The 25,173-nt window shown below is 42.2% G+C and carries 17 protein-coding genes and 11 pseudogenes; 8 read left to right on the top strand and 20 right to left on the bottom strand.

Annotated features, from left to right (window positions below; translation table 11 throughout):
* Positions 1-22: 22 nt before the first annotated feature.
* The 7 genes and pseudogenes from uvrY to EGC80_RS12625 all read right to left on the bottom strand — a co-directional run bounded on the left by uvrY (position 23) and on the right by EGC80_RS12625 (position 5,633).
* On the bottom strand, positions 23-667 hold the full coding sequence (uvrY, locus tag EGC80_RS12660; RefSeq protein WP_101030271.1) for a UvrY/SirA/GacA family response regulator transcription factor: 645 nt from the start codon (positions 665-667) through the stop codon (positions 23-25).
* 263 nt (positions 668-930) lie between these two features.
* Positions 931-1,230 (bottom strand): annotated as a pseudogene (locus EGC80_RS12655) (secondary thiamine-phosphate synthase enzyme YjbQ); the annotation flags it as partial.
* A gap of 36 nt (positions 1,231-1,266) precedes the next feature.
* Positions 1,267-2,772: an IS66 family transposase gene (gene tnpC / locus EGC80_RS12650; RefSeq protein ID WP_124011563.1), complete on the bottom strand. Its 1,506-nt coding sequence runs from the start codon at positions 2,770-2,772 to the stop codon at positions 1,267-1,269.
* Positions 2,773-2,856: 84 nt separating this feature from the next.
* Positions 2,857-3,207, bottom strand: a complete 351-nt coding sequence (gene tnpB / locus EGC80_RS12645; RefSeq protein WP_124011564.1) for an IS66 family insertion sequence element accessory protein TnpB — start codon at positions 3,205-3,207, stop codon at positions 2,857-2,859.
* Positions 3,204-3,506 (bottom strand): IS66 family insertion sequence element accessory protein TnpA, encoded by a 303-nt coding sequence (tnpA, locus tag EGC80_RS12640; protein WP_124011565.1) that lies wholly within the window; start codon positions 3,504-3,506, stop codon positions 3,204-3,206. Before tnpA ends, tnpB begins: the two co-directional genes overlap by 4 nt.
* A gap of 967 nt (positions 3,507-4,473) precedes the next feature.
* A complete protein-coding gene (locus EGC80_RS12630; RefSeq protein ID WP_124014330.1) occupies positions 4,474-5,160 on the bottom strand; it encodes an LrgB family protein in 687 nt (228 codons plus the stop codon).
* A gap of 35 nt (positions 5,161-5,195) precedes the next feature.
* Complete coding sequence (locus tag EGC80_RS12625; RefSeq protein ID WP_124014331.1) at positions 5,196-5,633, bottom strand: CidA/LrgA family protein; 438 nt, start codon at positions 5,631-5,633, stop codon at positions 5,196-5,198.
* 466 nt (positions 5,634-6,099) lie between these two features.
* Here EGC80_RS12625 and EGC80_RS12620 point away from each other — a divergent pair, with 466 nt between their 5' ends.
* Positions 6,100-8,349 (top strand): peptidase U32 family protein, encoded by a 2,250-nt coding sequence (locus EGC80_RS12620; protein ID WP_124014332.1) that lies wholly within the window; start codon positions 6,100-6,102, stop codon positions 8,347-8,349.
* 588 nt (positions 8,350-8,937) lie between these two features.
* On the opposite strand, the pseudogene EGC80_RS12615 reads toward EGC80_RS12620, so the two are convergent.
* The 3 genes and pseudogenes from EGC80_RS12615 to EGC80_RS12605 all read right to left on the bottom strand — a co-directional run.
* Positions 8,938-9,249 (bottom strand): annotated as a pseudogene (locus tag EGC80_RS12615) (transposase); the annotation flags it as partial.
* 16 nt (positions 9,250-9,265) lie between these two features.
* Positions 9,266-10,290, bottom strand: a pseudogene (locus EGC80_RS12610) (IS630 family transposase).
* A 519-nt stretch (positions 10,291-10,809) separates the two neighbouring features.
* The gene (locus EGC80_RS12605) at positions 10,810-11,445 is read right to left on the bottom strand and encodes an alternative oxidase (protein WP_124014342.1); all 636 of its coding nucleotides are present in this window, start codon (positions 11,443-11,445) and stop codon (positions 10,810-10,812) included.
* Positions 11,446-12,039: 594 nt separating this feature from the next.
* Here EGC80_RS12605 and EGC80_RS23015 point away from each other — a divergent pair.
* Entirely contained in the window at positions 12,040-12,192 is a 153-nt protein-coding gene (locus EGC80_RS23015) for a transposase family protein (protein ID WP_372491521.1), read from the top strand.
* A gap of 160 nt (positions 12,193-12,352) precedes the next feature.
* Positions 12,353-12,985, top strand: a pseudogene (locus tag EGC80_RS12595) (Fic family protein); the annotation flags it as partial.
* 14 nt (positions 12,986-12,999) lie between these two features.
* On the opposite strand, the gene EGC80_RS12590 reads toward EGC80_RS12595, so the two are convergent.
* Positions 13,000-14,274 (bottom strand): IS4 family transposase, encoded by a 1,275-nt coding sequence (locus tag EGC80_RS12590; RefSeq protein ID WP_124014343.1) that lies wholly within the window; start codon positions 14,272-14,274, stop codon positions 13,000-13,002.
* Positions 14,275-14,379: 105 nt separating this feature from the next.
* Between EGC80_RS12590 and EGC80_RS12585 the strand changes: the two are divergent.
* Together EGC80_RS12585 and EGC80_RS12580 are read left to right on the top strand one after the other, a co-directional pair.
* A pseudogene (locus tag EGC80_RS12585) lies at positions 14,380-14,886 on the top strand (Fic family protein); the annotation flags it as partial.
* 30 nt (positions 14,887-14,916) lie between these two features.
* Positions 14,917-15,946, top strand: a pseudogene (locus EGC80_RS12580) (IS630 family transposase).
* A 364-nt stretch (positions 15,947-16,310) separates the two neighbouring features.
* Here the strand turns inward: EGC80_RS12580 and EGC80_RS12575 are convergent.
* The 3 genes and pseudogenes from EGC80_RS12575 to EGC80_RS12565 all read right to left on the bottom strand — a co-directional run bounded on the left by EGC80_RS12575 (position 16,311) and on the right by EGC80_RS12565 (position 17,047).
* A pseudogene (locus EGC80_RS12575) lies at positions 16,311-16,531 on the bottom strand (Txe/YoeB family addiction module toxin).
* 40 nt (positions 16,532-16,571) lie between these two features.
* Positions 16,572-16,667, bottom strand: a pseudogene (locus EGC80_RS12570) (type II toxin-antitoxin system prevent-host-death family antitoxin); the annotation flags it as partial.
* 80 nt (positions 16,668-16,747) lie between these two features.
* Positions 16,748-17,047, bottom strand: a complete 300-nt coding sequence (locus EGC80_RS12565) for a HipA domain-containing protein (protein WP_124014319.1) — start codon at positions 17,045-17,047, stop codon at positions 16,748-16,750.
* 412 nt (positions 17,048-17,459) lie between these two features.
* Between EGC80_RS12565 and EGC80_RS12560 the strand changes: the two genes are divergently transcribed.
* Together EGC80_RS12560 and EGC80_RS12555 are read left to right on the top strand one after the other, a co-directional pair.
* Entirely contained in the window at positions 17,460-18,842 is a 1,383-nt protein-coding gene (locus EGC80_RS12560; RefSeq protein ID WP_124014320.1) for a glutamate decarboxylase, read from the top strand.
* Positions 18,835-20,730, top strand: coding sequence for an aspartate:alanine exchanger family transporter (locus EGC80_RS12555; protein ID WP_124693483.1), 1,896 nt, complete (start codon positions 18,835-18,837; stop codon positions 20,728-20,730). Before EGC80_RS12560 ends, EGC80_RS12555 begins: the two co-directional genes overlap by 8 nt.
* A 662-nt stretch (positions 20,731-21,392) precedes the next feature.
* On the opposite strand, the gene EGC80_RS12545 is transcribed toward EGC80_RS12555, so the two are convergent.
* The 6 genes and pseudogenes from EGC80_RS12545 to EGC80_RS12520 all read right to left on the bottom strand — a co-directional run bounded on the left by EGC80_RS12545 (position 21,393) and on the right by EGC80_RS12520 (position 24,855).
* Positions 21,393-22,370, bottom strand: a complete 978-nt coding sequence (locus tag EGC80_RS12545) for a transposase (RefSeq protein ID WP_124014322.1) — start codon at positions 22,368-22,370, stop codon at positions 21,393-21,395.
* Positions 22,371-22,466: 96 nt separating this feature from the next.
* Positions 22,467-22,730: pseudogene (locus tag EGC80_RS12540) on the bottom strand (winged helix-turn-helix domain-containing protein); the annotation flags it as partial.
* 14 nt (positions 22,731-22,744) lie between these two features.
* Positions 22,745-23,005: pseudogene (locus tag EGC80_RS12535) on the bottom strand (helix-turn-helix domain-containing protein); the annotation flags it as partial.
* A gap of 41 nt (positions 23,006-23,046) precedes the next feature.
* On the bottom strand, positions 23,047-23,424 hold the full coding sequence (locus EGC80_RS12530; protein WP_233768498.1) for a transposase: 378 nt from the start codon (positions 23,422-23,424) through the stop codon (positions 23,047-23,049).
* 44 nt (positions 23,425-23,468) lie between these two features.
* Positions 23,469-24,352: pseudogene (locus tag EGC80_RS12525) on the bottom strand (IS1595 family transposase).
* A 14-nt stretch (positions 24,353-24,366) separates the two neighbouring features.
* Positions 24,367-24,855: a helix-turn-helix domain-containing protein gene (locus EGC80_RS12520; RefSeq protein WP_124013605.1), complete on the bottom strand. Its 489-nt coding sequence runs from the start codon at positions 24,853-24,855 to the stop codon at positions 24,367-24,369.
* Positions 24,856-24,907: 52 nt separating this feature from the next.
* Here EGC80_RS12520 and EGC80_RS12515 point away from each other — a divergent pair, with 52 nt between their 5' ends.
* The gene (locus EGC80_RS12515) at positions 24,908-25,171 is read left to right on the top strand and encodes a LexA family protein (protein WP_233768497.1); all 264 of its coding nucleotides are present in this window, start codon (positions 24,908-24,910) and stop codon (positions 25,169-25,171) included.
* Positions 25,172-25,173: the final 2 nt, after the last annotated feature.

The following is a 25,173-nucleotide window of genomic DNA, read 5'->3' as shown; positions in this document are numbered from 1 at the left end:
GCGAGGAATAACGTATTCCCGACTAAAATGAACCTGTATCGAGCATTTTGTAACGGATAGCTAAACGGGTCAACTCAACATCTCCGCCGATCCCAAGCTTAGCAAATAACCGATAACGATAGCTGTTGACGGTTTTCGGGCTTAAATTTAATTTTTCAGAAATATCATTAACTTTCTCGCCATTGGTTATCATCATCATGATTTGCAACTCACGTTCAGATAAACTGCTAAATGGGTTCTCATCAGAGTGGTTAAATTGACTGAGAGCCATTTGCTGGGCGATTTCTGACGACAAGTAACGTTGACCTCGAGCTACTTGAGTAATAGCGCGTAATACTTCAGGTGAAGTAGACCCTTTGGTTAAATACCCAGAGGCACCCGCCTGCATCACTTTTGTCGGAAATGGATCTTCTGTTTGTACAGTTAATACAATAATTTTTGCATCGGGCTGGTAGCGCAAAATTTTACGAGTAGCTTCTAATCCCCCCATACCTGGCATATTCATGTCCATTAAAATGACATCTGCTTCGTTCTGTCGCGACCACTGTACCGCGGTTTCTCCATCAGGTGCTTCACCGATGACTTTAATACCACGCTCATCTTCCAAAATACGACGGATCCCCGTTCTAACGAGTTCATGGTCGTCAACCAAATATACAGATATCACGTTAACCCACCTATTATTATGCGTAATTTATTTTTGGATTTTAGGGCCATTTTTTATGTATAAAACATTTATAGGCAAAATAATATGCCAAAATATTATGCTAAAACTGCGCGGGTAAAATTACATATTTTACCCATCTACCTTTGATGCCTAAATTTAACATCTTTACATTTACAGACACAAGTAAAGTCATGGTTGAACGTGAAATATGTATATCAAATATCCAGCACAGTTTCCTTAACATTGCCATTTTATCTTTTAAATCATTCACCTTGCAACGTGACAATAATGGTGCGCGAACAAGCATGATCGCGATGCTCGCATAAATATAAACCTTGCCAAAGGCCAAGATTCAGGTGCCCGTTAGTAATAGGGATAGTCTGACTAACACCTATCAACGTCGACTTAATATGAGCAGGCATATCATCAGCACCTTCATCTGTATGCTGGAAGTATGCCGCACCTTCTGGTGCGAGTACATTAAAATACCGCTCCATATCGCCACGAACAGTGGGATCTGCATTTTCGTTAATCGCTAGTGATGCAGAGGTATGCTGAATAAACGTAAGCGGTCAATTAAGCGGTGGAGCCCGATATCATCAAGCTTTTAGATCGGCATGCCAAGGTAATAAATCACTTAAATCAGCAAATTTATCCCGTTGTGGCAGTTCCGTGAAAAGTTTTTGGAAGTAAAAGTACGGGTTAATATCGTTGGCACGGCAAGTCATCACCAAGCTATAAAGTGCAGCACTGGCTTTTGCACCATTTACCGATTGGCAGAACATCCAGTTTTTCCGCCCCGTCGTAAACGGCCTGATATCGCGTTCAGTGACATTATTATCAATGCCTAATTCACCTGATTCAAGGTAACGCCTCAGTTTTTCCCACTGATTCAATGTGTACTTGATTGCTACCCCAATTTTACTTTTGGGCAGGACTGTTTTCTCGCTTTTTTCTAACCATTCATGCAACGATGTTAAGATTGGCTCAGCCTTTTCCTGCCGGAGTGATTTTCGCTTATCGGGCGGTAATGTTTTTGCCCGCTTTTCTATTGCATACAGTTTTTGAATATAATTGATACCGACTGTTGCTTTGCCGGTTTTCTTCGGTTGCACCGCTAAGGCATCGTGGAATTTGCGTCTGGCGTGTGCCCAGCACCCGACTGGCATTATTCCTTCTATATTGTCGTAAACACTGTAACCATCACATTGTAAATATCCGGCATAATCTGCTAGAAATGCTTCTGGGCAACTGCGTGCACGACTCGGTTGATAATCATAAATAACAACAGGGTTATCGCTAAATTCATTGCTGCGATAGACCCACATATAGGATTTAGTTGCTGCTTTTCTATCTGGTTCATCCAATACTTGCACCGTTGTTTCATCTGCGCACAGCGTTGATTGAGCGAGTAGATTAGCTTTCATCGCAGCAATTAACGGCCTAACTAATTCGGCACTGGCTATGCACCAATTGGCCAGTGTAGCGCGGCTAATATTTAAACCGCCACGGGCAAATATGTCGGTTAACCGATAAAGCGGTAGGGCATCACAGTATTTGGCGGTCACCACAGCCGCAAGCGCTTCAGGGCTGGCGATACTCTGGGGGATCGGCTGTGCAGGCTTAGGCGCGGTAATGACAGAGGTACTGGTTGATGTTGTTTCACATTCACGGCAAGCATACTTGGTTTGCCTGTGCTTAATGACGCTGATCTTCTCTGGAATAATGTTGACTTGTTCGCTTTCTTGCACACCGCATTCACGCATCACATGACCACAGCAATCGCACATAGGGCTGTCAAGAGTATAAGATCTTTCTTCACGTTCAAGGTGCTCAGGTAATCGTTTTCGACCCGTTTTACCTTGTTGTTTATTTTCATTTTTATTTGTGGATTGATCCTGCTCAGCTTCATTGAATGTGCCTTTCGGCATTTTCTCACTGCGTTGACCAAACTGCTTATTGCGGTTGAGTTGCAATTGTTCCAAAGCGATATTAAGGCGGTTTTCCAAGTCTTTATTTTTAGCATTGAGCACCTGATTTTCATGCTGCAACATTGCCAGCATTTTTTTTAGTTGTTCAATATTATCAGGCTGTTCAGTTGTCATTAATTAGCGTTCAAGACCAATAGATAGCGCTAGTTTGCCTGCTGTATTTGATCATGCAACCGCTATTTAGCGATCCAGTGATGATCACCTCACTGTCAGGCCATTTAAGGGTTTATGCCCATGGGATACTTCTAACGATAAGCCTGATAGTAACCAATTTAGCTGATGCTGGTTGATTGTCAGCGCGTCTTGTTCGTCGTTAGCGCCAGGCCACTTAAAGCGACCTTTTTCTAGCCGCCGATAGTAAAGCCAAAAACCATTAGTATCCCAAAATAAAATCTTAATTTTGTCCCGGTGGCGATTACAAAAAATAAACCAGGCTTGATTCAACGGATCCATTTCCAATACATCACTGACGATTAAAGATAAGCCATCAATGGCTTTACGCATGTCGGTATGGCCGGTAACAAGATAGATCTGCTTATGTGGTGTCATGCTGATAGCACGCGTAAAAATTGTTGTAATTTGCTTGGCGCTAATGAGGCTGGAAAAGAAAACAGATAGCCGTTGGGCAATGCCAGCGTGAGTGGCTGGTCAGGTTTAATTTCAGGAAAAATCAGCGGCACCACTTTTTGCTTAGTTGATGACGAATGCGGGTTAAGTTTTTTAGTCCACGCATAAAATGTAGATAGGGTTAAGTCATTGGTTTTACAAAATTCAGCTTTGGTTAATTTACTTTCAGTTTGCTGCTGAAAAATGCGTTGCCAGTATTGTATTTTATCGTTTTTTGACATGATTGTTTTCCTAGATTTAGTTAGGAAATAATCATGTCACATTTGAAGATTATTGGTATGTGCGGTTAATTGAGCGCTTACGAATAAACACATGTAATAATCCAACATTTATGGATCTCAGCTCGGGCAGCTTTGTGATCACTTCGTCGGTAATTAAATGAAATCCTCGCCGCTGTGTCTTAAGAGTCAATTCTCGTTGTAACCACATCAAATGGATCCTTTTTTGATTTTAACGCACAACGTATTGTCAAGCGAAGTGCGAAGCATACATCAGAGTAGTATTAAGTCTGAAACGATTTGGGCTCATTGTCAGATAATTTACTTAACCTCTCATCGAGTTAAAAGATGAGGTAAATAAGCAAAATCAGAATATTTCACCAGTTCCATATCAAACTTGCCATTCTTTTGCTCACAAGGCGTCTTCATGTGTTAATAACTTTTACTGTCGACTAAGCATGGGTATTGATGAAAAATGCAGACATACATAGCATAGAACGTTTGATTTTAATCAACGTATCATGGCAGATTAAAGCCGATTCAGCAGCGGGTAAGCAATATCTGACGGTATAGAAGAATTCAGGACATTCTTTGGTGGAGTAACGGCAAAAATTAGCCGTAATAGTGCTTAGCGGAGCGATAAAATAACACAATGGTAATGACTTTACTGATTTGAAGACGCGAAGGTTTATTTCGCAGTTTACCCCCAGCAGACACAAGGTGTTTTGCCAAGCGAGAAGAAAGCTCAACAATGGGTGATCCATTGTTAAATCAGGACAAGCGAACCCATCAACTTTTTTCTGTTATAGCTGTTCGCGTTGTATGGCCTGTTTAGCAATAGAATCCACAATCAATGTGTAATGGGACCTAATAGCGACGAATGGACCAATCAATTCCCCACTCTTGTTTTAATATATAAATTTTTAGACAGCGCCACTCACAGCAATGGCTTAAACCGCTCTGAGGTGAGCTAAAACAGTAACGCAAATAAGGGCGCGGTGATAACCATGGCAATACCGGTAAAAATCATGGTTAAGCTGGCGATAACCCCTTCTTCCCGACCAATTTGATTCGCTTTAGCCGCTCCAGCACCATGTGCAGATGCCCCTAAAGAAATCCCCCTCGCTAAGCTGCTTTGTATCTTAGCCGCTTTAAAAAGGGGCTCACAAATCAGCATTCCCATAATACCTGTGACTAAGACTAACATTGCGGTTAATTCCGGTATGCCACCAAATGCACTTGTTGCTTCAATGGCAAACGGGGTCGATACCGATCTTACGATTAAACTACGAGAAAGCGCTGACGGCATATTGGTGAAATGGAGAATCAACCATGAGGATCCAACGCCTAAACATAACCCAGCCATTACCCCAAGGCTTATCGTTAACGGATAACGTTTGATTAGTAGCCGTTCACGATAAATGGGCACCGCAAATGCAATCGTGGCAGGTGCCAGTAAAGCGGGCAGCCAATGGGTAAATTGAAAGTAATCGACCAGTGGAATTTGAAATATAACCACGGTCAACAAAATAATCGTCGGGGCCATGATAATGGGGGCAAACCAAACCCGTTGTTGGCGTAAATAAAGCCGCTTACTGAGGTAATATCCTGCCAATGTGAGTAATAAACACAAAGCGCCTAATAATGAATCGTTCATTGTTGCTACCCATTAAATTCAATTTGAAAGAGCGGTTACTTAAGGTGTGAGCGCTGTGAGGAAATGTTGTTTAGACGTTGTTTACGTTCAAACTTAAATAACTTGTCAACGATAACAGCCGTACCTAATAGCACACTGGTACTGGCCAGTAACATGCACATAATCAACTCAGCACCATAGTTTTCTAGTATTGATTTATATTTGGTAACCGCGACAACGGGGGGAATGAAAAATAAAAGTAAGTCGCCAATTAACCATGCCGAGCCTTGGTTGACGACTTTTTCGGGTAGCCATTGGCAAGATAATAATATCAATAATACGCCTAAGCCAATAACGCTTCCTGGAATAACAGAATGAACCGAGTGAGCCGCCCACTGACATAGCCAAGCAAATAAACATAGACCACTCACTTGGACGATTAAGGTTATTTTGCCCTTCAAAAAGGCGCTATGGGTATTTAATGGAGATAACATTTCGTTTCAAATATCGATTTTTTAGTTGATATTGAGAGTTTACGCTTGCTCAAATGATAAAAAAAATGAATATTAATGATTAACTTCATTCCTTTTGGTTATGCACTGAGTTCTTAAAGCACTGCACTATTTCACCGAAGTTGTTAACGCTGGCGGTTTCGCTAAGGCTGGTCACTCGGTTTATGGATAACATGTGAACAAAGGTGATCATAAGACGAGTCATCTAAACTGACGACTGTTTGTCTTGGTCTGGCCATCATTCATTGCCTGCAAGTTAATAAAGGTAACAAAAAACCAAAACAGTGATTAAAAATTCACCAATGATTGTGATTGGCAATATAATGTCAACTTGATTGACCCATCGCGGTCACCATCTGTGTGGCCGCATAGACATGCGGCTTCTCACACCGTAAAATACGCCGCGCTTGTAAAAGCAGTCCCCTTTCGTTAACCCGAGTTATTTTCAGTGAATAAAAAAATCGAACTACTTGCCCCTGGCGGCGATGTTGAAGCCATTAAAGCGGCCATTGTTGCTGGCGCAGATGCGGTTTATTTTGGCTTAGATAACTTCAATGCAAGAAACCGAGCGATAAACGTCAGCTTTGATGAGCTCAACCCTCTACTTGCATTAGCACACAAGCACGATTGTCAGATGTTTCTCACCCTGAATATCATCATTATTGAAACGGAAGTTCCGGCGTTATTTCGGCTGTTAAACCGCCTCGTGAATACTGATATTGACGGCGTTATAGTGCAAGACTTGGGGTTGTTCTACATTCTTGGTCATTACTTTCCGAGCTTAGACATTCATGCTTCGACTCAGGTCACAACTCATAATAGTGGCCAAATCGAGTTTTTACATCAATTAGGCTCGAGCAGAACCAACCTTTCACGCGAGTTAACCCTTGAAGAGATCCGCGACCTAACTCAAGTGTCGCACGCCTTGAATATGGCGACGGAGGTTTTTGTACACGGTTCAAACTGCATCAGTTTCTCAGGGCTTTGCTATATCAGCTCCGTTCATGGCGGTAATTCAGGCAACCGAGGACGTTGTAGCCAACCCTGCCGCGACGCCTATCAACCTGCAAAAGCGGCTAAAGAATTCCCACTCAACATGAAAGATAACTCTTCTTACCACCAATTAACTGAGCTTGCTGAGGCTGGAGTAGATTCACTCAAAATTGAAGGTCGGATCAAGAAGCCTCATTATGTGTACACTGTGGTAAATACTTGGCGTAAGCAATTACAGCGATATTACCAAAACCAACCACTTGTCGATGAAAAAATTAATTTACATCAAGTTTTTAATCGTGATTTTACCGATGGTTATCTCAATAACAATATCAATAAAGATATGTTTATTGATAACCCGCGAGACAATAGTAACGATTATTTTATCCAACTTACCAATGCAAAAAGCCCAGTCGAAATCGATGCTGTGAAGCAGAAAATTTACGACGATAAAACAGATATTATCCAGACGCTAGATAAACTAACGAGCAGCATGGTCATAGATAAAATCCCGCTGAAGTTTACGTTTATCACCCAAGAAAATGGTCAGCTTGACGTCGATGTTACTGCAGATGACTTACGCTTTTCAGTTCGCGTTGACACCCATAAACAACCGGCATCCCATTCGATTGACCAAGCAACATTAACCAAACGCTTCAGCAGTTTAAATAATGATAAGTACCGGATTGAACAACTTGATTTTGAACGTTTCACTGATGGCACCTACCTGTCGTATAAGTTGATAACTGAACTTAAACGCCAAATTGAACACAAATTAAATGGTGACAAACCACTCATTGAAGACGTTCAAGTACCCAGTATTGTTCTAGGATCTAACGCCAGCTCAAAGGAAGACCGCGCAGCAAAGCTGGTGGTATTGATTGCGAATGACAAAGACATTGAACTGGGTGAAATCGCTGATATTTGCTATTACCTAATACCTGAAAAGATAGGCAAGCATTTTAATCGGCTGGTTAAATTGTTTAACGACAATCAAAATCTGGCTCCTTGGTTTCCATCAATCCTTATTGGCGATGACTTCTCCCAAGCCGTTGCCCTACTCAACGCTGTGCAGCCTAAACATATTGTGGCTAATAATACTGGTATCGGATTTGCGGCATTTAACGCCAATATTGACTGGATAGCCGGCCCTCAACTCAACCTGAGTAACTCGTTTAGTCTTGAAGCGCTAAAACGGACTTTTAATTGTAGCGGCGCTTTTATCTCGAACGAACTCGCACGAAAGCAAATCAGATCGATTAAATGCCCAGAAGCTTTCGAGCTACATTACAGCATTTATCATCCCACATTATTAATGACCAGCCGCCAGTGTTTTTTCCACCAAGTCACCGGTTGTAAAAAAGATAGAGTAGATAACCAGTGCCTGCCGAAATGCGCTAAGCATGCATCAATCATCAATGTGAAGGACAATGCTTTTGTTATTGATAAACAAAAGGGGTCGCACAATAGTTTATACAATAATCATAACTTTATGAATTTGGATATTGTCGGTGACTTGGCTGGCAAGTTCACTAGCCTGTTGGTGGATTTACGAGATATTAAAACATCCACACAGATCAATGGGTCAAAAGCTGATTTTATCGAAGCATTACGCAAATTGATTGCCGGTGATCAAGCCGCAATTGAGAGGCTGACGGAGCAGGTACAACCCACCATATCAAATCAGTACACCAAAGGGATCTAGTTGAAAGATGTCTTATTAGGTGTACTAGATCTAATTTAGTGTGACTTTTCTAATTAGATAGGACTCTGTCTAATGCTAAATATTTTTACGCTTGAGCAAAACGCCAATTGACTAAACTCTTGTCCGTCTGAGTCATCCCGTTTTTTCGTTTGAATGGGTTCTAAAACATCACCCAGAGCAATTTCAAATCCACAAAGCATTTTGATGAGCTCTTCTAACGCATGATTCTAACCCAAGATTGTGTCTAACGATGCTCACTTGTGACGCCACATCATTTAACAGCTGACACCAAACCAGCATTACTGAACTATCGAACGTATATAGCTGACTATCAACCTGGCAGTTTATAGGATGATGATGGATACTTTTATGAACGTTGTTATAAGAGCGATGAGAATGAGACGAAGACAATGATGCTACATAGATATTGGCTAGCATCCCACACATGGGCAATATAAGACTATCATTCATTACCTGCAAGTCAATAAAGGTAACTAAAAACTAGAGAAATGGTTAAATATCCGCCAACCCTCTTGGGTGACTGGGTTTTATTCCCGTTGAATGTCAACACACTAGTACTAATTCCATTTAATTCTGACTGTTTAAAAGCTTATAAGCTCGGTTGAGTTTCAACCGAGCGTTATCTACATCAAACATCCACTTAATACGAGCATTCTCGCTATTTCTGGCTGTTTCCCAAGCCGTAAGCGAAAGTCGTAGATCATCCCAAGTGGCAATTCGTCTATCCAAACATTGCCTGTTCATCACGCCAATCTCAATTTCTACCATATTCAACCAACTGGCATGTTTTGGGGTGTAGTGAAATTCAATTCTCTTCAAGATACGCCGAGCTTCTTCTGCTGGATAAGCTTTGTATAAAGAACCGGGGGTGTGCGTTGTATATACCCATCATTCTTCAAGGTGCATGTTTTAACACCTGAAAATGGTCATTAATTCTACTCCCTAAAATATCACCTATCAGGGGAAGTGTTTGACTAAAAAGTTCATCAATTTTATCCCTGAATTCTTTCGCCGTTGCAAAATATTTGTTATTTCTCACATGCTCATTCATTACCTTCCACAAACGTTCTATTGGGTTTAAATTGGGGCTGTAAGGCGGGAGGTAATGAAGCCCAATATTAAGCTCTTTTGCTTTATTCTTTACGACTTGTGCTCGGTGATAACCTGCACCATCTAAAATTAAATGAATTCGCTTATCACTGCCGTTATACGCTCTTATCTCCTCGAAAAAATGCTGAATAGTTTCACCATTCACTTTATCGTAACGCTTCACTTGAGCGGCAGCTAAGTCATTCAAATCAATTGCACCAACTAGATTTAATCGAGTCCGACTACCCGTTGTTTCTATCGCTTTGTCATGCCCTGTTTTTATCCAGCCACAACTTACTTTTGTCGCTTGAGTTGGATGCATAGCATCCATAAACAATATAGGCTCATCAACTACTTCAGACTTTAACTTAGTGTACTGCTCAATAAAATCGGCTTGCTTTTTTTCATCAAACTTATGAGGGACGCCTTTAGGGTATTTGTAGCTAAAGTTATGCTGATGAAGCCATTTATTTAAACCTGGAATAGAGAAGCGCAGCCCATGGTTTCTCCATATGTACTCAATGATTTCATACGAGCAGCGATAAGTGTTTAACATCAGGTGAGCCATAACCTCATCAGTTTGTGTTTCACTCAAATAAGGTCGTGAACCTCCATTTTCAGGTCTAACTTATTTTTACTGACGTAATCATCAATATGCCTAACGATACTTGTTTCATGCAGTCGTAAGGCCTGAGCTATCATCGGTGTTGACCAGCCTTCAGAGCGAAGTAAAACGGCTTTAATTCGATCACGAACACGCCCATCTCGACTCTCGTCGTGAAGGGCTTCAAGATCTATTTTTTGCTCGATGGTCAACTTGATGTTTTTCATGAGGGGTATGGTGATCTTCATTGGTAAAAAATCAAGCATCTTCATTGATCATGGGTATATTCAAGAGTAAAGTTAGGTTATCGATTCATACTCGCGACTTTCGCTGCGCTTGAATCAGGTGTTTTCTCCACAGATTCGATAAAAGCTTAGCTGATCTGCTTTGATTGGATACGTTAAGTCTTCAAGCTTTTCAATCTCAACGGAAGCTGGATCAGTTCGTACTATGACAAGATTTGATTTGCTTCAATATTGAGCTCCTGCAACCACGATAACAGAATCTCCAAGCATAAACATCATATTGACATTGCTAGGGTCATTGCACTAAACGATGGTAATACAGATTATATTATACAGGGTAAGTGAAGGGAGCTAGCTGTCCCCTTCACTCTCATCAACCATAACAAGCGTTATGTCTAGCATTTTATGTGGTTTTTGGCCAAATGAGCTATTCAACTACAGTTTGAACAAACAGTTATAAATCCGACTATCAAACTCTGCTAGGTACAATAAAACAGGGGATTAACTCTGATGTGCAGGCAAATTATTACTTTCGTACGCATCAGCAAATGAATGATTTCGATCTCGATGTTTAGATTCATCCTCACGGATTTTAACAATCACATCTCGTAGTGAAGCATCTAACGGTAACTTGTAATACTTAATGGCAATTTTAGGGGCTCCCCCATCTTCCACTTCACCAGCATCAATTTTGTCTAGATATTCAGTGTAGCTTTTACAGGCCTCTTCTTCAAAATACCCAACTACGCGATGCGCAATCTTAGAAGACAGCAAATAAATCAAGCTAAACACAATAATGAAAGCACCTTGGCCAAGCAGTACTAACGCTCGTTCAACCCAGCTTGGTTTTGCAACCTCCAAGAATATCATCAGATGCATTCTCTCGTTTTCTGCCTCATCTAACAATTCACGGATCCATCCTTCATCATCTTTCATCCGGCGTAAGGCTTTTAGATGATTAAACATGCCCGCCACCATCCCCGGCACCGCGGCAATAGTTTCCAAAATCACGGCACGCTTAGCGTATTTTGTGCCATAAAATATATTTAAAAGAAACTTTAGGCACTGTGTGATTTTGTATGCCACGTGTTCCGATAGTTTGGAGGCTGTTTTGTGTTTCAATTCAAAGTCTGACATATGGAGCTTTCCTGTCTTTTAGTAGTAGTGATTTCAATATCTTGATTACATTCTTATATCTTTTAAACTCAGCAAAAAAAGACTGAGTTTAGGTTAAATAAATGACTACATTTGAGTCTGTTGATCTTTGTATGATTTGCGACCATTACGACTATTTTAAACAGGGATCAACAGCCCCTAGTTACCGATTATTCAAATATCTTTAATTAACGGATTGTCATCACTACCATGGTTTGTTCACTAAATATCTTCAGCTATTTGATAAGCTTCTGTTGCAGTACCTAGTACTGATAGGATGAGATGGAACTGGATAGAAATCAACATCACAACAATAGATACGACTAGTAACCCACGGCAAGATCATTATAAATTGAACTTTTAGAACAAGTCGTGATCAGATCAAGAGATAATAATTTCCTTGGTAGATGAAAATGAGTACTATTTCTCTAAGACATTTTAATTCGAATACAGATCCTAGTATTGAACGCTGTAAAAAGCATCAACTCATCGATATCCTTTTACTCGCCATCACGGCCGTGCTGTCTGGGCTGAAGGTTGAGAGGATATTGAGGACTTTCGTCATCTCAAACTTGATTGGTTAAAAAATACGGTACTTTCGAGGCTGGTATACCAAAACATGACACTATCGCACGTGTTAGCTGTCGATTAAAATCAGATGAAATAGAAAAAGCATTTCAGTCTTGGATTTCCGGTGTTTTTCAAGATAGTTGTCGCCTAAATTGTTAAGCAGCTTCTTTATGTTGAAGCGATCGACATGAACACCAAAACCACTCAAAACATGTCGATTAAATTAGCTTTTATAAACATGTGATTTTTACATGTCAATTGAATCGACATAAGCTCACTGCAATATCAACATATGTCGAAAAAGGAAGGTTTTTTAAACATAAAATGGCAAGCTGAACAAGCATACAACCATTTGCCCCCTCTACCACTAGATAACAAGCTAGGGGTGTTGGCCGAAACCTTACCTATACTCAGAGCCTGTATTCCTGCCCTTGCTGAATTAAAACAAGCGGGTGAGCTATTGCCTAACCAAGGCCTGCTTATCAACTTACTACCTTTACTCGAAGCTCAAGGCAGTAGCGAGATAGAAAACATTTTCACCACCACAGACAAACTGTTTCAGTATGCCCAAGAAGACAGCCAAGCCGACCCAATGACCAAAGAAGCGCTTCGCTACCGTATTGCGCTTTATCAAGGTTTTACTGAACTAACCAGCCGGCCGCTATGTGTCACAACCGCATTAGAGATCTGCAGTACCATCAAGTCTGTGCAGATGGACGTGCATAAAGTACCTGGCACCAGTTTAACCAATCAGGCCACGGGTGAGGTTATCTACACCCCACCAGCAGGTGAGACTGTTATTCGTGATCTACTCAGTAACTGGGAAGCTTTTTTGCATAATCAGGATGATGTCGATCCACTGATTAAAATGGCAATGGCCCACTACCAGTTTGAAGCAATCCACCCTTTTATTGATGGTAATGGTCGTACTGGCCGCGTGCTTAATATCCTCTCATACACTGGACCTTAAGCATTAAGGCCTGCAAAAATCCCATCTAACGTTATGTCTTTTCTAGATTTTCTCTGTTGTGACTTTTGTGCGTTTCTTGTTATATAGCAGACCGCCCAGTCTAACTTTTCTGTTATTTCTGACCAGGCCCGATGACAGATACATTCAAAGATCGGCAGCAGCCAAACGTCCACATTCTTTGCTGCTTTAAATAGCGAAACAGAGGGCATAATCTGAAGTGCTGTGCTGCGTCTGATGATAAGTGCCAGCAGGCTGGCCCACACTAGGCCGTCAACTATCGCTTTCTGCGCGGTTGCAAATCTCTTCCAATTTGTATGTGATTTCAACTCTTTGAACAACAGCTCAACCTGCCAGCGGCAGCGGCAGCGGTAAATTGCCATAATGTCATCGGCCGAGTAAGCCTCTAGTGGTAGGTTTGTTAACCAGATGCAAAAACGCTTTTCTTCAGCGAACCAACGCCTTATAACTCGAAACTCCTGTTTTCCTCTGCGGACTTTTAAGTCAAGGACTTCAGAGCGGTTGGTGCGACGCGTTATGTCTTTTAGCTTCATTCCAGCAAGCTTAGCAAGCACGCGGCCCTTGCCATTTTTAGCTTCAACAACCCTTGGGTTGAGTGACTTTGCCCCCCGGAAAATATAGAAACCATTATGGCGTTCCACATCGGCGAAATGATCAAAATCAGGATAGCCCGCATCAGCCAGAAGCAGTTTGTTGTTCATCCTCAATGCCATGGGGAGATAGGCCCTTTCTGAAGCCGTATCAGCACTTATCGTCATCGCTGTTGGGTTAAACGTGCGTAATGACATGGTCATATGGCACTCTATCGCAGCTGGATTACGTTTAAAACGGCTTGGGTAGACGTCTGCTAACGCCTTGTGGACATGAAAAGAGCTGCCATCTTGAAGCAAGATATCATCAAAGCAAGACAACTTTTTCGGTAGCAGAGCGCATTGTTGGCGCGCAAATTGGGCGATAGCCAACTGAACCAGTTGCTTCATAAAATCAGGAAAGGCGGCTTTACGGAGCTGGTTGTGAAAAGGCTTGTAAGCCACATTATCTTTTTCTGTCAGACACATTCCATTGAACTGACGATGTAAGTCAGCAATAGCATGGCAGTTCCCTTTGCTCAACGCAGAAACCAAACTCGGCACCAGTTGTTCAGGAAGAACAGAGCGATTTCGCTGTATAAATCCAGTGCGCTTAGCCGTTTTTTGAAGGATGTCTGCATTGAAGAATTGCATGAACTGCTTTTTTAAGGAGATAATAGTCATAGGCTTTATTTATTGGTCATGGTGGTTTTTGGGCGACCATCATCAGATCATAAATAAGGCCTTTTTTCTATCTAAAATATAGATTTATCGCTAAAGATCCTGTCTATGAATATCCTCTATCTTATCGATCAGCAACTGCTTAGCGCACCAATCTTGTATTTAAGCCGTTATATCGTCGCTAATAAGCAAGATTACTATCGCTTGTTACTTAATGTGACAACAAAGCAGGAGTGGCAACCGTGGATCATCTTTATGCTTAATGCCGTAGAACAAACAGCTAAGTGGACTACCCATAAAGTTGCTGCAGCTCTAGAGTTAACTGAGCACACCACCGAATATGTTCGCCTACAATTGCCCAAAATCTATAGTTATGAGCTGGTGCAAGTCATTTTTGAGCAACCTTATTGTCGCATTCAGAACTTAGTTGATATTGGTTTAGCAAAGCGTCAAACCGCCTCAGTATATTTAAAAAAGCTTTGTGAAATAGGTGTACTCGAAGAAGTGCAATCAGGCAAAGAGAAGCTATTTGTTCATCCTAAATTTGTCACTTTGATGACCAAAGACAGTAATCAGTTCAGCTGTTATATACCCGTGATCATTGAAAATGCTTGATTTTGTCCCAAATGGGATCATCATAGCCCCATGAAACAAATTACACTCTCGCCAGAACAAAAAGTAGCATTGGAAACTCGACATAAAAGCTCGAGTGATAGGCGTGAGTGTGATCGCATTAAAGCCATTTTACTACGCGATGAAAATTGGCCAACGCCAATGATTGCCCAAGCGTTACGTATTCACGAAACGACCGTAGTTCGATACATTGATGCCTATGCTCACGACCAAAAACTCACGTGTAATAGTGGCGGCTCTTTAAGCTATCTGAGTCAAGAGCAAACTGAACTATTGATTGCACACCTGTGTGAGGTGACCTACTTGCATAGCCATCAAATAGTCGCTTATATCGCAGAACAATTTCAGATTAAGTACACAGTGTCAGGCCTCAATAATGGCTGCATAAACATCAGTTCAGCTATAAAAACCCTAAAGGGGTTCCTCACAAATTTGATGAAGACAAACAAACGGCTTTCATTGAATATTATGAGCAACTAAAATCCTCGTTAACCCCTGATGAACCGTTATTATTTATGGATGCGGTTCATCCGACCCAAGCCACAAAAATCACCGCTGGCTGGATAAAAAAGGCGTTGATAAACCGATAGAAACGACGGGAAGCCGAACCCGTATTAACGTGGTTGGTGCAATCCGACTTGGTCACTTAACAGAAGCGGTCATTGAGCAATATAGCAAAACGGTTAACGGTGCATCCATCATCGATTTTTTAAACCAAATTAGAGCGCGTTACTCAACAAGTGGTGTTATCCATTTGGTGCTTGATGGCGCTGGATACCATCGAAATGCCTTAGTGGTTAAAGAGGCTAAAAATCTGAATATAACATTGCATTACCTGCCACCTTATAGTCCAAATTTAAACCCAATAGAACGATTGTGGAAGGTAATGAATAAGCATGCGAGGAATGGGCAATACTTCGCAACGACAAAAGAATTCCGACGAAAAATCACTGACTTTTTTAGCATCACCCTCCCCGATATTGCCGATACACTCGGTGATACAATTAATGATAACTTTCAGAAATTAAAACCTACAGTTTGAATTCACTTGAGTATACACTTTAAAAATGATCATTAAACGAGAGGTCGAGAAAGCGAATAAGCCTGGACCTATCGCATTCAGTCTTGACTGCAAAAAATTGAGCGAGGTTCAAGCACATGAGTCTACAAAACTTAAACTTCGCGCGTTAGCCCCCAGAAGTGAGTCGTGAATACAAAAAACTTGAAACGTTATAATGTTGTTAGACTGGGAAAAGTACGCTGAAGGCCGAAAGACACACTAAAATCATCAATAATTTACTGGGCGCTAAATGAATATATCAAACCGATGCAGACCGCTGGCAGACCGAAATCATGGTGGGTTCCGCCAGCGCCCAATTAAGGTATGAGCGACGCTGAAAGTTGAGTTAGTAATGATAACGGCATGAAATAATCGTGATTGCCTGACTATCAACTGCGCAAACTAACCTATTTGTGTCATCGATTCGACGTGACCAAAAACCAGATAAATTTTCTTTTAAAGGCTCAGGTTTACCTATACCTTCAAATGGTGAACGCTTCACATCGCTGATGAGTTTATTAATACGTTTAAGTGTCCTTTATCTTGGGTTTGCCAATACAGGTAAATATCCCAAGCTTCATCAGTCTAAGATAATAAACGCTGACGGCTACTCATCTATTAGCTCTCGTACTGTTGTTTGACCAGCTCGATACTGTGCTATTGAACGATTCAGGTGCTCCGCGTTTTCTGGAGAACGAAGTATCAGAGGTAATGTCTGCGAATGGATTTCTAAATCCTTGGCAACATCACCGAAGCCAGATAAAGCAGTTATCAGCTCTCGGATTATTTTTCTGCAATTGACCAACGGGCAAAGCCTGCGGAATCAGCAAGTTTTTGCAAAGCCTTAAGTGGTGGTCGCTTTCCGAACCCCGTGAAAGACTTAGCATGCTCGCCAAAATAATTGCGGCTGAAAGTGACATCATAAAATAGTGCGGGTTGCCACTCACCATTATCACTCTGTAAAAATGCCCAGTTTTTACTGTGATCATCTTGATTACAAGCAAGTAAATTGAAAATGGCTCTTCTAAATTGCAGCTGGCCTGTCGCAGGAGACTTGCACAGTATCACTGCTACCGTCATCATATTGTAGCCAAAGATGCTACCCACATCACTAAATACCTAGTTCATTGTTGTTACTGTAACAATGGTGTAAAGGATGATGTTGTATCCATTCCATTGCTTACATTAATTCCGTATGCGTTAACGTAAATACAAAAGAGTAACTCCTCTGGAAGTGTGGTCGCGTTACATGAACAACCATATCTGGAGTAAAAGTTGAATGTAACTAAAATATAAACAAAATTTAGAAGACCTTACTTATAAATATGAACAAGAAAAATGAAATACGTTTTCTGTAAAGTAAAGCGATTAACCAATGTTTTTATGGATGCCACACATACAACACAAGCAACCAAGATATAAAATCTTCTTTGCTCCAACGGCACAAGATCACCTCCCCTGCCTCTAACGTACCTTTACAACCGAGGAACTAACCATGCCCATTCATAAAGTAAAACAAAACGATCAATCCAGCCTACTAGATATCTATGCAACCAATGCCTCACAAGAAAGCTTACCTAAGTATCAAATGCCGCAAGGTCGGACCGAACCTCGCATTGCTTATGCTTTTGTCCACGATGAACTCATGCTCGACGGAAATTCTCGTCAAAACCTAGCTACATTTTGTACAACTTGGGTCGAGGACGAGGTCAAGCAGCTAATGACAGACGCGGTTGACAAGAACATGATCGACAAGGACGAATACCCACAAACAGCCGAAATAGAGAAACGCTGTGTTCATATACTTGCGGATCTTTGGCATGCACATAAATCACAGGAAACGATTGGATGCTCGACAACCGGGTCTAGTGAGGCGGCAATGCTAGGCGGTCTAGCCCTCAAGTGGAAATGGCGTAAGCGCCGTGAAGCTGAGGGCAAGGACTCAAGTAAGCCAAACATCGTGACCGGCCCTGTGCAGATTTGCTGGAAGAAATTCGCACGTTATTTCGATGTCGAGATTCGGGAAGTACCATTAGAGGGCGATGCGCTTGGGTTAAAACCCGAGGACCTACGAAAATATTGTGACGAAAACACTATCGGTGTCGTGGCGACTCTCGGAGTCACCTTCACTGGTGTCTATGAACCAGTAGAGGCTCTGAGTCTTGAATTAGATGCGATCGAGCGTGAGTTTGGACTCGACATTCCAATCCATGTGGACGCTGCCTCAGGTGGTTTTATAGCCCCCTTCATTCAGCGCGACCTAGTCTGGGATTTCCAGATAGATAGAGTCAAGTCAATCAATGCATCCGGTCATAAATACGGTCTCGCACCGCTAGGTGTTGGCTGGGCGATCTGGGCAACACAGGAAGATCTACCAGAGGAATTGGTTTTCTATGTCGATTACCTTGGCGGCAACATGCCTACCTTTGCGCTGAATTTCTCACGACCAGGCGGCGAGATCATAGCCCAATATTATAACTTCTTGCGCCTGGGTATGGAAGGTTATACAGCTATTCAACAGACCTGTTCGGATACTGCTCAGTGGTTGGCTAAACAATTGGCGACACTTGGATTTTTCGATATGATCTATGACGGTCACGGCGGTCTTCCTGCCGTAGCCTACAAGCTGAAAGACGAGAAGCAAGGTTTCACACTTTATGATCTATCGGACAGGGTGCGGATGAAGGGATGGCAGATTGCATCTTACCCTCTACCTTCGAACCGTCAAAACACCATAGTTCAGCGGATTTTGATTCGGCACGGTGTCAGCCATGATCTGGTACAACTGCTGCTTGACGATATAATATCTGCGATAGACCATCTTGTAAAAAATCCGGTGCCAAACTCAACAGCGAAGCCAGGATTTAATCATGGATAAATCAATACAATATATTAAGTCGATCTTAAAAACGGTCGTCGGTATTATCACTCTACCACTGCTATTTGTAGCCTGTCCGGCATCAGCTCAAAATACGATATCTAGCTCAGGTGGGGCTATCGAGCAAGTATTCGATACGATAAAACCGGTAACCGAGGCGGGTTTTCACGGCTTTTTTCAGCTGTTGGACAACCAGCCTATTGTCTTCATACTGTTGTCGCTTGCATTGGGGACACTGATCGGGAAGTTCAGTCTCAAGACTATATCTCTGGGCTCAACGGCTGGCACACTACTGATCGGGGTATTATTTTCGATGATTGCACAGGCTGCTTATGGCATCGCCTATTCAATTCCAGGCGTACTGTCATCGTTTATGCTGCTACTTTTCATGTATGCACTTGGGCTCAAAGTCGGCCCACAATTTTTTTCTGGTTTGCGAAAAGGCGGACTAGCATTTCTTGTGATCGGCTTTATTGTCTGGAGTCTAAACTGGGTTATATGTTTTTTTGGTGCAATGCTGGCCGGTCTTGCCCCGGGCTATGCAACGGGACTGATCTCAGGAAGTTATACGATCACCGCAATCTTGGGTGTCGGTCAGGATGCGTTAACTAGCGGAGCCTTCATTCCACCTGATGACATGTCAGTGCAACAGGTCGGTGCTAATATGGCCGCCGCTTATGCAATCAGCTATGTTCTGTCTACTGTATTGACCATTATGTTGATCCGCTATCTACCGCGCATTTTTGGCTATGACGCCGTTGCCGAGGCAAAGCTAGCTGAAACTGATTTTAGCGGAGGTGGGACCGATCCAGTGCCCGGAGCTCCGGGTGCATTAACAATGACCTTCACGTCTATTGGCCTTCGTGCATTTACCGTCACCCACAAAAGCTTTATCGACCGCACCTTGTCGCAACTGGCTAAAGACTTTCCGGAAGTGCCCATCCTACGCGTAGTTCGTGATGGCAAGATCCTGAATATGACAACTGACCCCACAGTTCAAAAAGATGACATAATCACAGTGCGTGCCGATGTGCACGACTTGATCGAGACGGAAGGCAAGTTAATCGGCCTAGAATCAGACGACCCGCAGGCACGAAATGTACCCATTGAGGTTGCAGATGTCACTATGGGATCGCACAAAATATCGGGAAAAAGCCTAGACGAACTTCGTTTGCAGCTGTCGGCTGGCGTTACAGTCCAAGCAATGTTTCGGGCTGGCAACGAGTTGCCTCTCGGTCCTAAGACCGACGTTCTATTCGGTGATGTTATGCGTCTGAACGGCCCTGATGCTGCTATCCAAAGAGCGGCAAAGCAACTGGGCGGTCATGCAATCCTATTCACGATGAAATCGGAGGTCATTTACCTTGCGTTTGCCATGTTGGTCGGCTATCTAGTGGGGGTAATCACAATCACTATATCAGGCATCCCTTTTGCGTTAGGAACATCAGCAGGCGTTATTATGGCAGGCATAGGAGTAAGTTATTTTAGAAGCCGAAACCCAAACTTTGGCGGCCCCGTAAATGAAGGGGCGCGTAGCTTTCTACAAGACTTCGGCTTAAATGCCTTTGTTGCTGTTTTAGCCGCCAACGTAGGATCTAAGGTCATGACAGCCTTTGGAGGCGACACGATTCTATGGATTGTACTAATCGGTATTGCAGGGGCGCTTATTCCACCACTTGTTGCCTTCTGGATCGGGATAAAGGTATTTGGTCTGAATACAATAATCTCAGACGGCGCCGCGGCAGGAGGACGAAACAGCACTCCAAGCCTAAATGCAATCATGGAAGAATCGCACAGTTCAGTTGCCGCAGTCCCCTATCCAGTGAGCTATGCATTCACGACCGTTCTAGCACTAATCGGTGGGTATTTATCGATGATATTGTCATGAGCCTAGCTTACCTCAGCATGATTTTGTTTATTGAAGCTCACCTTCCTTTAGCTGGGTGAGCTTCAATAAATAGGCAAAAACCTTTGATCCGAGCGAAGATAAAGCCACGAGGAGTTCACTGTGGTCCATATACCTGGCTAGATGACAGCTCTAGTACGAAGAGTCTGTTAACAAAGAAAGCGAGTTGACGAGGTTTCTTGGGGCACAATGGAAATACTTTCGAAGCTCAATCCAGAAGCCCAAAGCCCGCCAATAGCCAGCATAGCTAAACCTGTAGTTTTTATAAATACGGTAATGAAAGACAACGACTCGATCAATTTGTTACTCGCCTTTGAATAATAAAAACTAAGCCACCCATTTTTTAACAAATAACATAACTCGTTTTCATGGCTTTGGCGAGAGGTATAGTCGATATGCTCAACTCACCTATCCCTATCGAAATAAAAACTAAGCCACCCATTTTTTAACAAATAACATAACTCGTTTTCATGGCTTTGGCGAGAGGTATAGTCGATATGCTCAACTCACCTATCCCTATCGATATGACTAAAAAATTAGCGCTAAGCAACTGGTTTGCCAGTCTTTTTCAAAATTCGGCACAGCAGGAAAACTTGATAGTCATCAAGTGTAAGATGAATTGTAATTTGATTGGGGATTATGACTTAAGCGCACAGCCAGCGCTGACAATTTGCCGCGCCTTGTCGTCGTTTTCGGTCTAAATGCTCACAGTATTCGGTTAAGGCAGGTAATGCGCCGACAGCGCCTTTAAATAATGTACCAAACTCTGTAGTGATTTTAAGCCAATTCTCTGCGGGGATGTTTAGCCTATTCAGTATGTCCTGACTGCTTGAACTAATGGCGCCACGTTTATCTTCTCGAATAATCCGACCGGTATCTTCAACTAAGACGATGTAGTCTTTCACGCTGAACATGAGCCCGTTAGGCATGTTGAGTCGTTCATTACCCACAAACGGTAATAGCTCTGGTGGTTGCTCGCCTTTCATCGCTGAATTTATACGGCGCTGAATACTGGTGTAATCTGAGGTTTCTGGAGTTGCAGCCATGTTAGCTCTGACTGGGTTTAAATCAACGTAGGCCATACAGGCTAATACTGCGGCTTCATCAAGCAGAGCTTGAGATTTGAAACGACCTTCCCAGAATCTACCTGTACACTTATCTTCTTTGTTGGCCATTCTGGCGATGGGCTCACTGAGTGAACGCATAAACCAACTGATATCAATTAAGCGCTTACGGTATTCGGTAATGCATTCATTAACCGTTTGAAGCTCAAACTGATTAAGCTCCTCTTCTTTTAGGTATTTGTGTGTGAGTAACGTGCCTTTAAAGCCTTTGTGCCACTGTATAAACACTTCTTTATCTGACCACAGCTTCGCTTTGTCAGCATCGACTTTTATAACCACATGTAAGTGATTACTCATCACGACATAAGCACAGATATCAATAGCAAAGACGGTCGCTAACTCTAGAATGCGCGAATCAACCCATTCACGCCGATGCTCATAATTTTCACCCGTTGAGTTATCTATTCCACACAAGAATGCCTTACGTACCACACGAGAACAGCAGTGGTAGTAAGGTGTATCTTCTAGGCTAACGATAGTTTGTCTTGGTCTAGCCATCTTAGATTACCATGTCGATAAAACGTAATTAAAGCCTAGTCGAGTGTTTACTACTTAGCCAATTGGAATGAGTGGCCATGCTATTTATTGGTAACAACTTACTTTTGTCGCTTGAGTTGGATGCATAGCATCCATAAACAATATAGGCTCATCAACTACTTCAGACTTTAACTTAGTGTACTGCTCAATAAAATCGGCTTGCTTTTTTTCATCAAACTTATGAGGGACGCCTTTAGGGTATTTGTAGCTAAAGTTATGCTGATGAAGCCATTTATTTAAACCTGGAATAGAGAAGCGCAGCCCATGGTTTCTCCATATGTACTCAATGATTTCATACGAGCAGCGATAAGTGTTTAACATCAGGTGAGCCATAACCTCATCAGTTTGTGTTTCACTCAAATAAGGTCGTGAACCTCCATTTTCAGGTCTAACTTATTTTTACTGACGTAATCATCAATATGCCTAACGATACTTGTTTCATGCAGTCGTAAGGCCTGAGCTATCATCGGTGTTGACCAGCCTTCAGAGCGAAGTAAAACGGCTTTAATTCGATCACGAACACGCCCATCTCGACTCTCGTCGTGAAGGGCTTCAAGATCTATTTTTTGCTCGATGGTCAACTTGATGTTTTTCATGAGGGGTATGGTGATCTTCATTGGTAAAAAATCAAGCATCTTCATTGATCATGGGTATAGTTGTCTAAAACCTCGTGGATTTTATCCGCATCAGGATAATGAACATCAACCAAATCCCGCATACACGCTGCAAAGTCCTCTCGTTTCTTGGTTGCAGTTGCTTTAGCATGCCGCCAGCCTCGATGCCTGTCGTACATCAGATAGATATTGGCCACATCCTCACGCCGGTATTCGTAATCATCTTTAGCTAAGTGCCCTGGTGAAGCTAATTTGGGCGGTTTTACATGTGACACCAGTTGTTTCATTGCTTCATCAAAATTATCCACAGGATGTTTTTCATCCGCAGGCATAGCATAAATTTCCAGCACCTCTTCCATCTGCGCAATGAAGTCGCTGTTTAACTCGCCAATACACCACATCTTCTTTTGCCATGGTTTTAATTCATCATGCCTATGCACTTGGCTCAGTAAGAATGTATTGGCGTGTGAATTATTGCCAAATTTAACAATCTGTTAGGTATTTCTCTTTCCATTTGTCTACGATTGAACCGATAACAGAACTCACTCAGGTATTCTTGTAGGTACTTTCCCGAAACACCATGGAATGTCCCAAGTAAAAATGCTTTTAAGTTACCAATGGCAATATGAACCCAGGGGAGCCATTCATCAACAAGCTCACTGGGGGTAACCCTCGCTTCATGTTGTTGAGTCTTATCTATAATGTTTAACGCAGGTATGCCGTCTGTATGCACTTTTTGCTGTATCTTAAGAGTTTGGCAACGAACTTTTCAACACTATCATGGCAAACGCTATTTACAGCCTGCATAGCAATAAATCCAGCTCTTTTTCCTTTGCTTTCAACGGCAACTAAAACAGGTTTTTTACCTCCGGCTCAACGTCCACGCTTGCCCTTGCTTTTGCCACCCACTAACGCATCATCAATTTCAATGACCCCTGACAGTCTATATAAGCTGTCTCTATGGCCCATAGCTGTTCTCAGCTTACTTAATATCAAACGTGCCGTTCGCCAATTAACTTCAATGTGCTTACTCAGTCTTAATGCTGAAATACTGCCTTTATCTGAGCCTAAAAAGTAGATAGCCCAAAACCACTTAGTGATAGGAATACGGCTACCGTGGAATAATGTGTCTGCTGTGACCGATGTTTGTTTATGACATTGACTGCATTCATATGCATTGCGGGTTGTAAGCTCATAGGCATGCTCACAAGAGCATCTAGGGCAAACAAAACCATTAGGCCATCTCATTTTCTTAATGTGATTTAAGCAATCAGTTTCAGAGCTGAATTGACGTTGCCATTCAAAAAAACTCGTTTCAGGCATTTTCATAGCAAATCTCACTTCTAGTCTTGATTTATACTATAAGAATAGGCCAAAACTGACTCAGATGCATAGGCATGTAATTCATTGTGTTTCAGTCGTTGACGGACCGTTTCCAGCGATACGCTTTCAAGTTCTGTCAGCGTAATTAATTTGTCTGCGATGAGCGCTAATGTCCAGCGAACGCGGTCATCTGGTGGCTCGCTACAAGCAATGCTGATCAATTTAGCATCTTCATTGGCTGAGAGTAATTTGGGTTGCCCTGTTCGTTTCCCTTCGGCGAGTGCAGCTTCCAGTCCGTCTTCAACGAACCGTTTTTTTGTTCGGTAAATCGTTGAGGTACTGGTATTGAGTAACTCAACGATGTCTTTATTACTGTGTTTATGTTCGTTTGCAAGCAACAGAATGTTGGCTCGTTTTAACAAGCGAGCATTGTGTATGCCTTTGCTTAGTAAAATCTTTAAGGAGTGCAGTTCTTCTTGGGTCAACTCTACAAGGTAAGTGATATTCATGGCATGATACTCTCAACCATCAAAGACGATAATTGATCACAAAGCCTTGAGAATGTCGATCCCCACAGAGAAAAACATTAACCCCGCATTTAGCGTGAAGCAAGGCCAATACCTCGCTTTTATTTATTATTACAGCAAAGTGAACGGTTATCCGCCAGCTCAGGCTGATATCCAGAAGTACTTTGGTGTTTCAGCTCCTACGGTTCATCAGACAATTTTGAAGTTAGAAACAGACGAATTGATCAGCAGAACCCCGAGAGAAAGTCGTTCTTTGAAAGTGTTAATAAAAACCGATGAGCTACCACTGGAATGGTAACT

This window comes from Shewanella psychromarinicola, assembly GCF_003855155.1.
In the GTDB taxonomy this organism is placed as follows: domain Bacteria; phylum Pseudomonadota; class Gammaproteobacteria; order Enterobacterales; family Shewanellaceae; genus Shewanella; species Shewanella psychromarinicola.
This window is presented reverse-complemented; position numbering and strand designations above follow the sequence as displayed.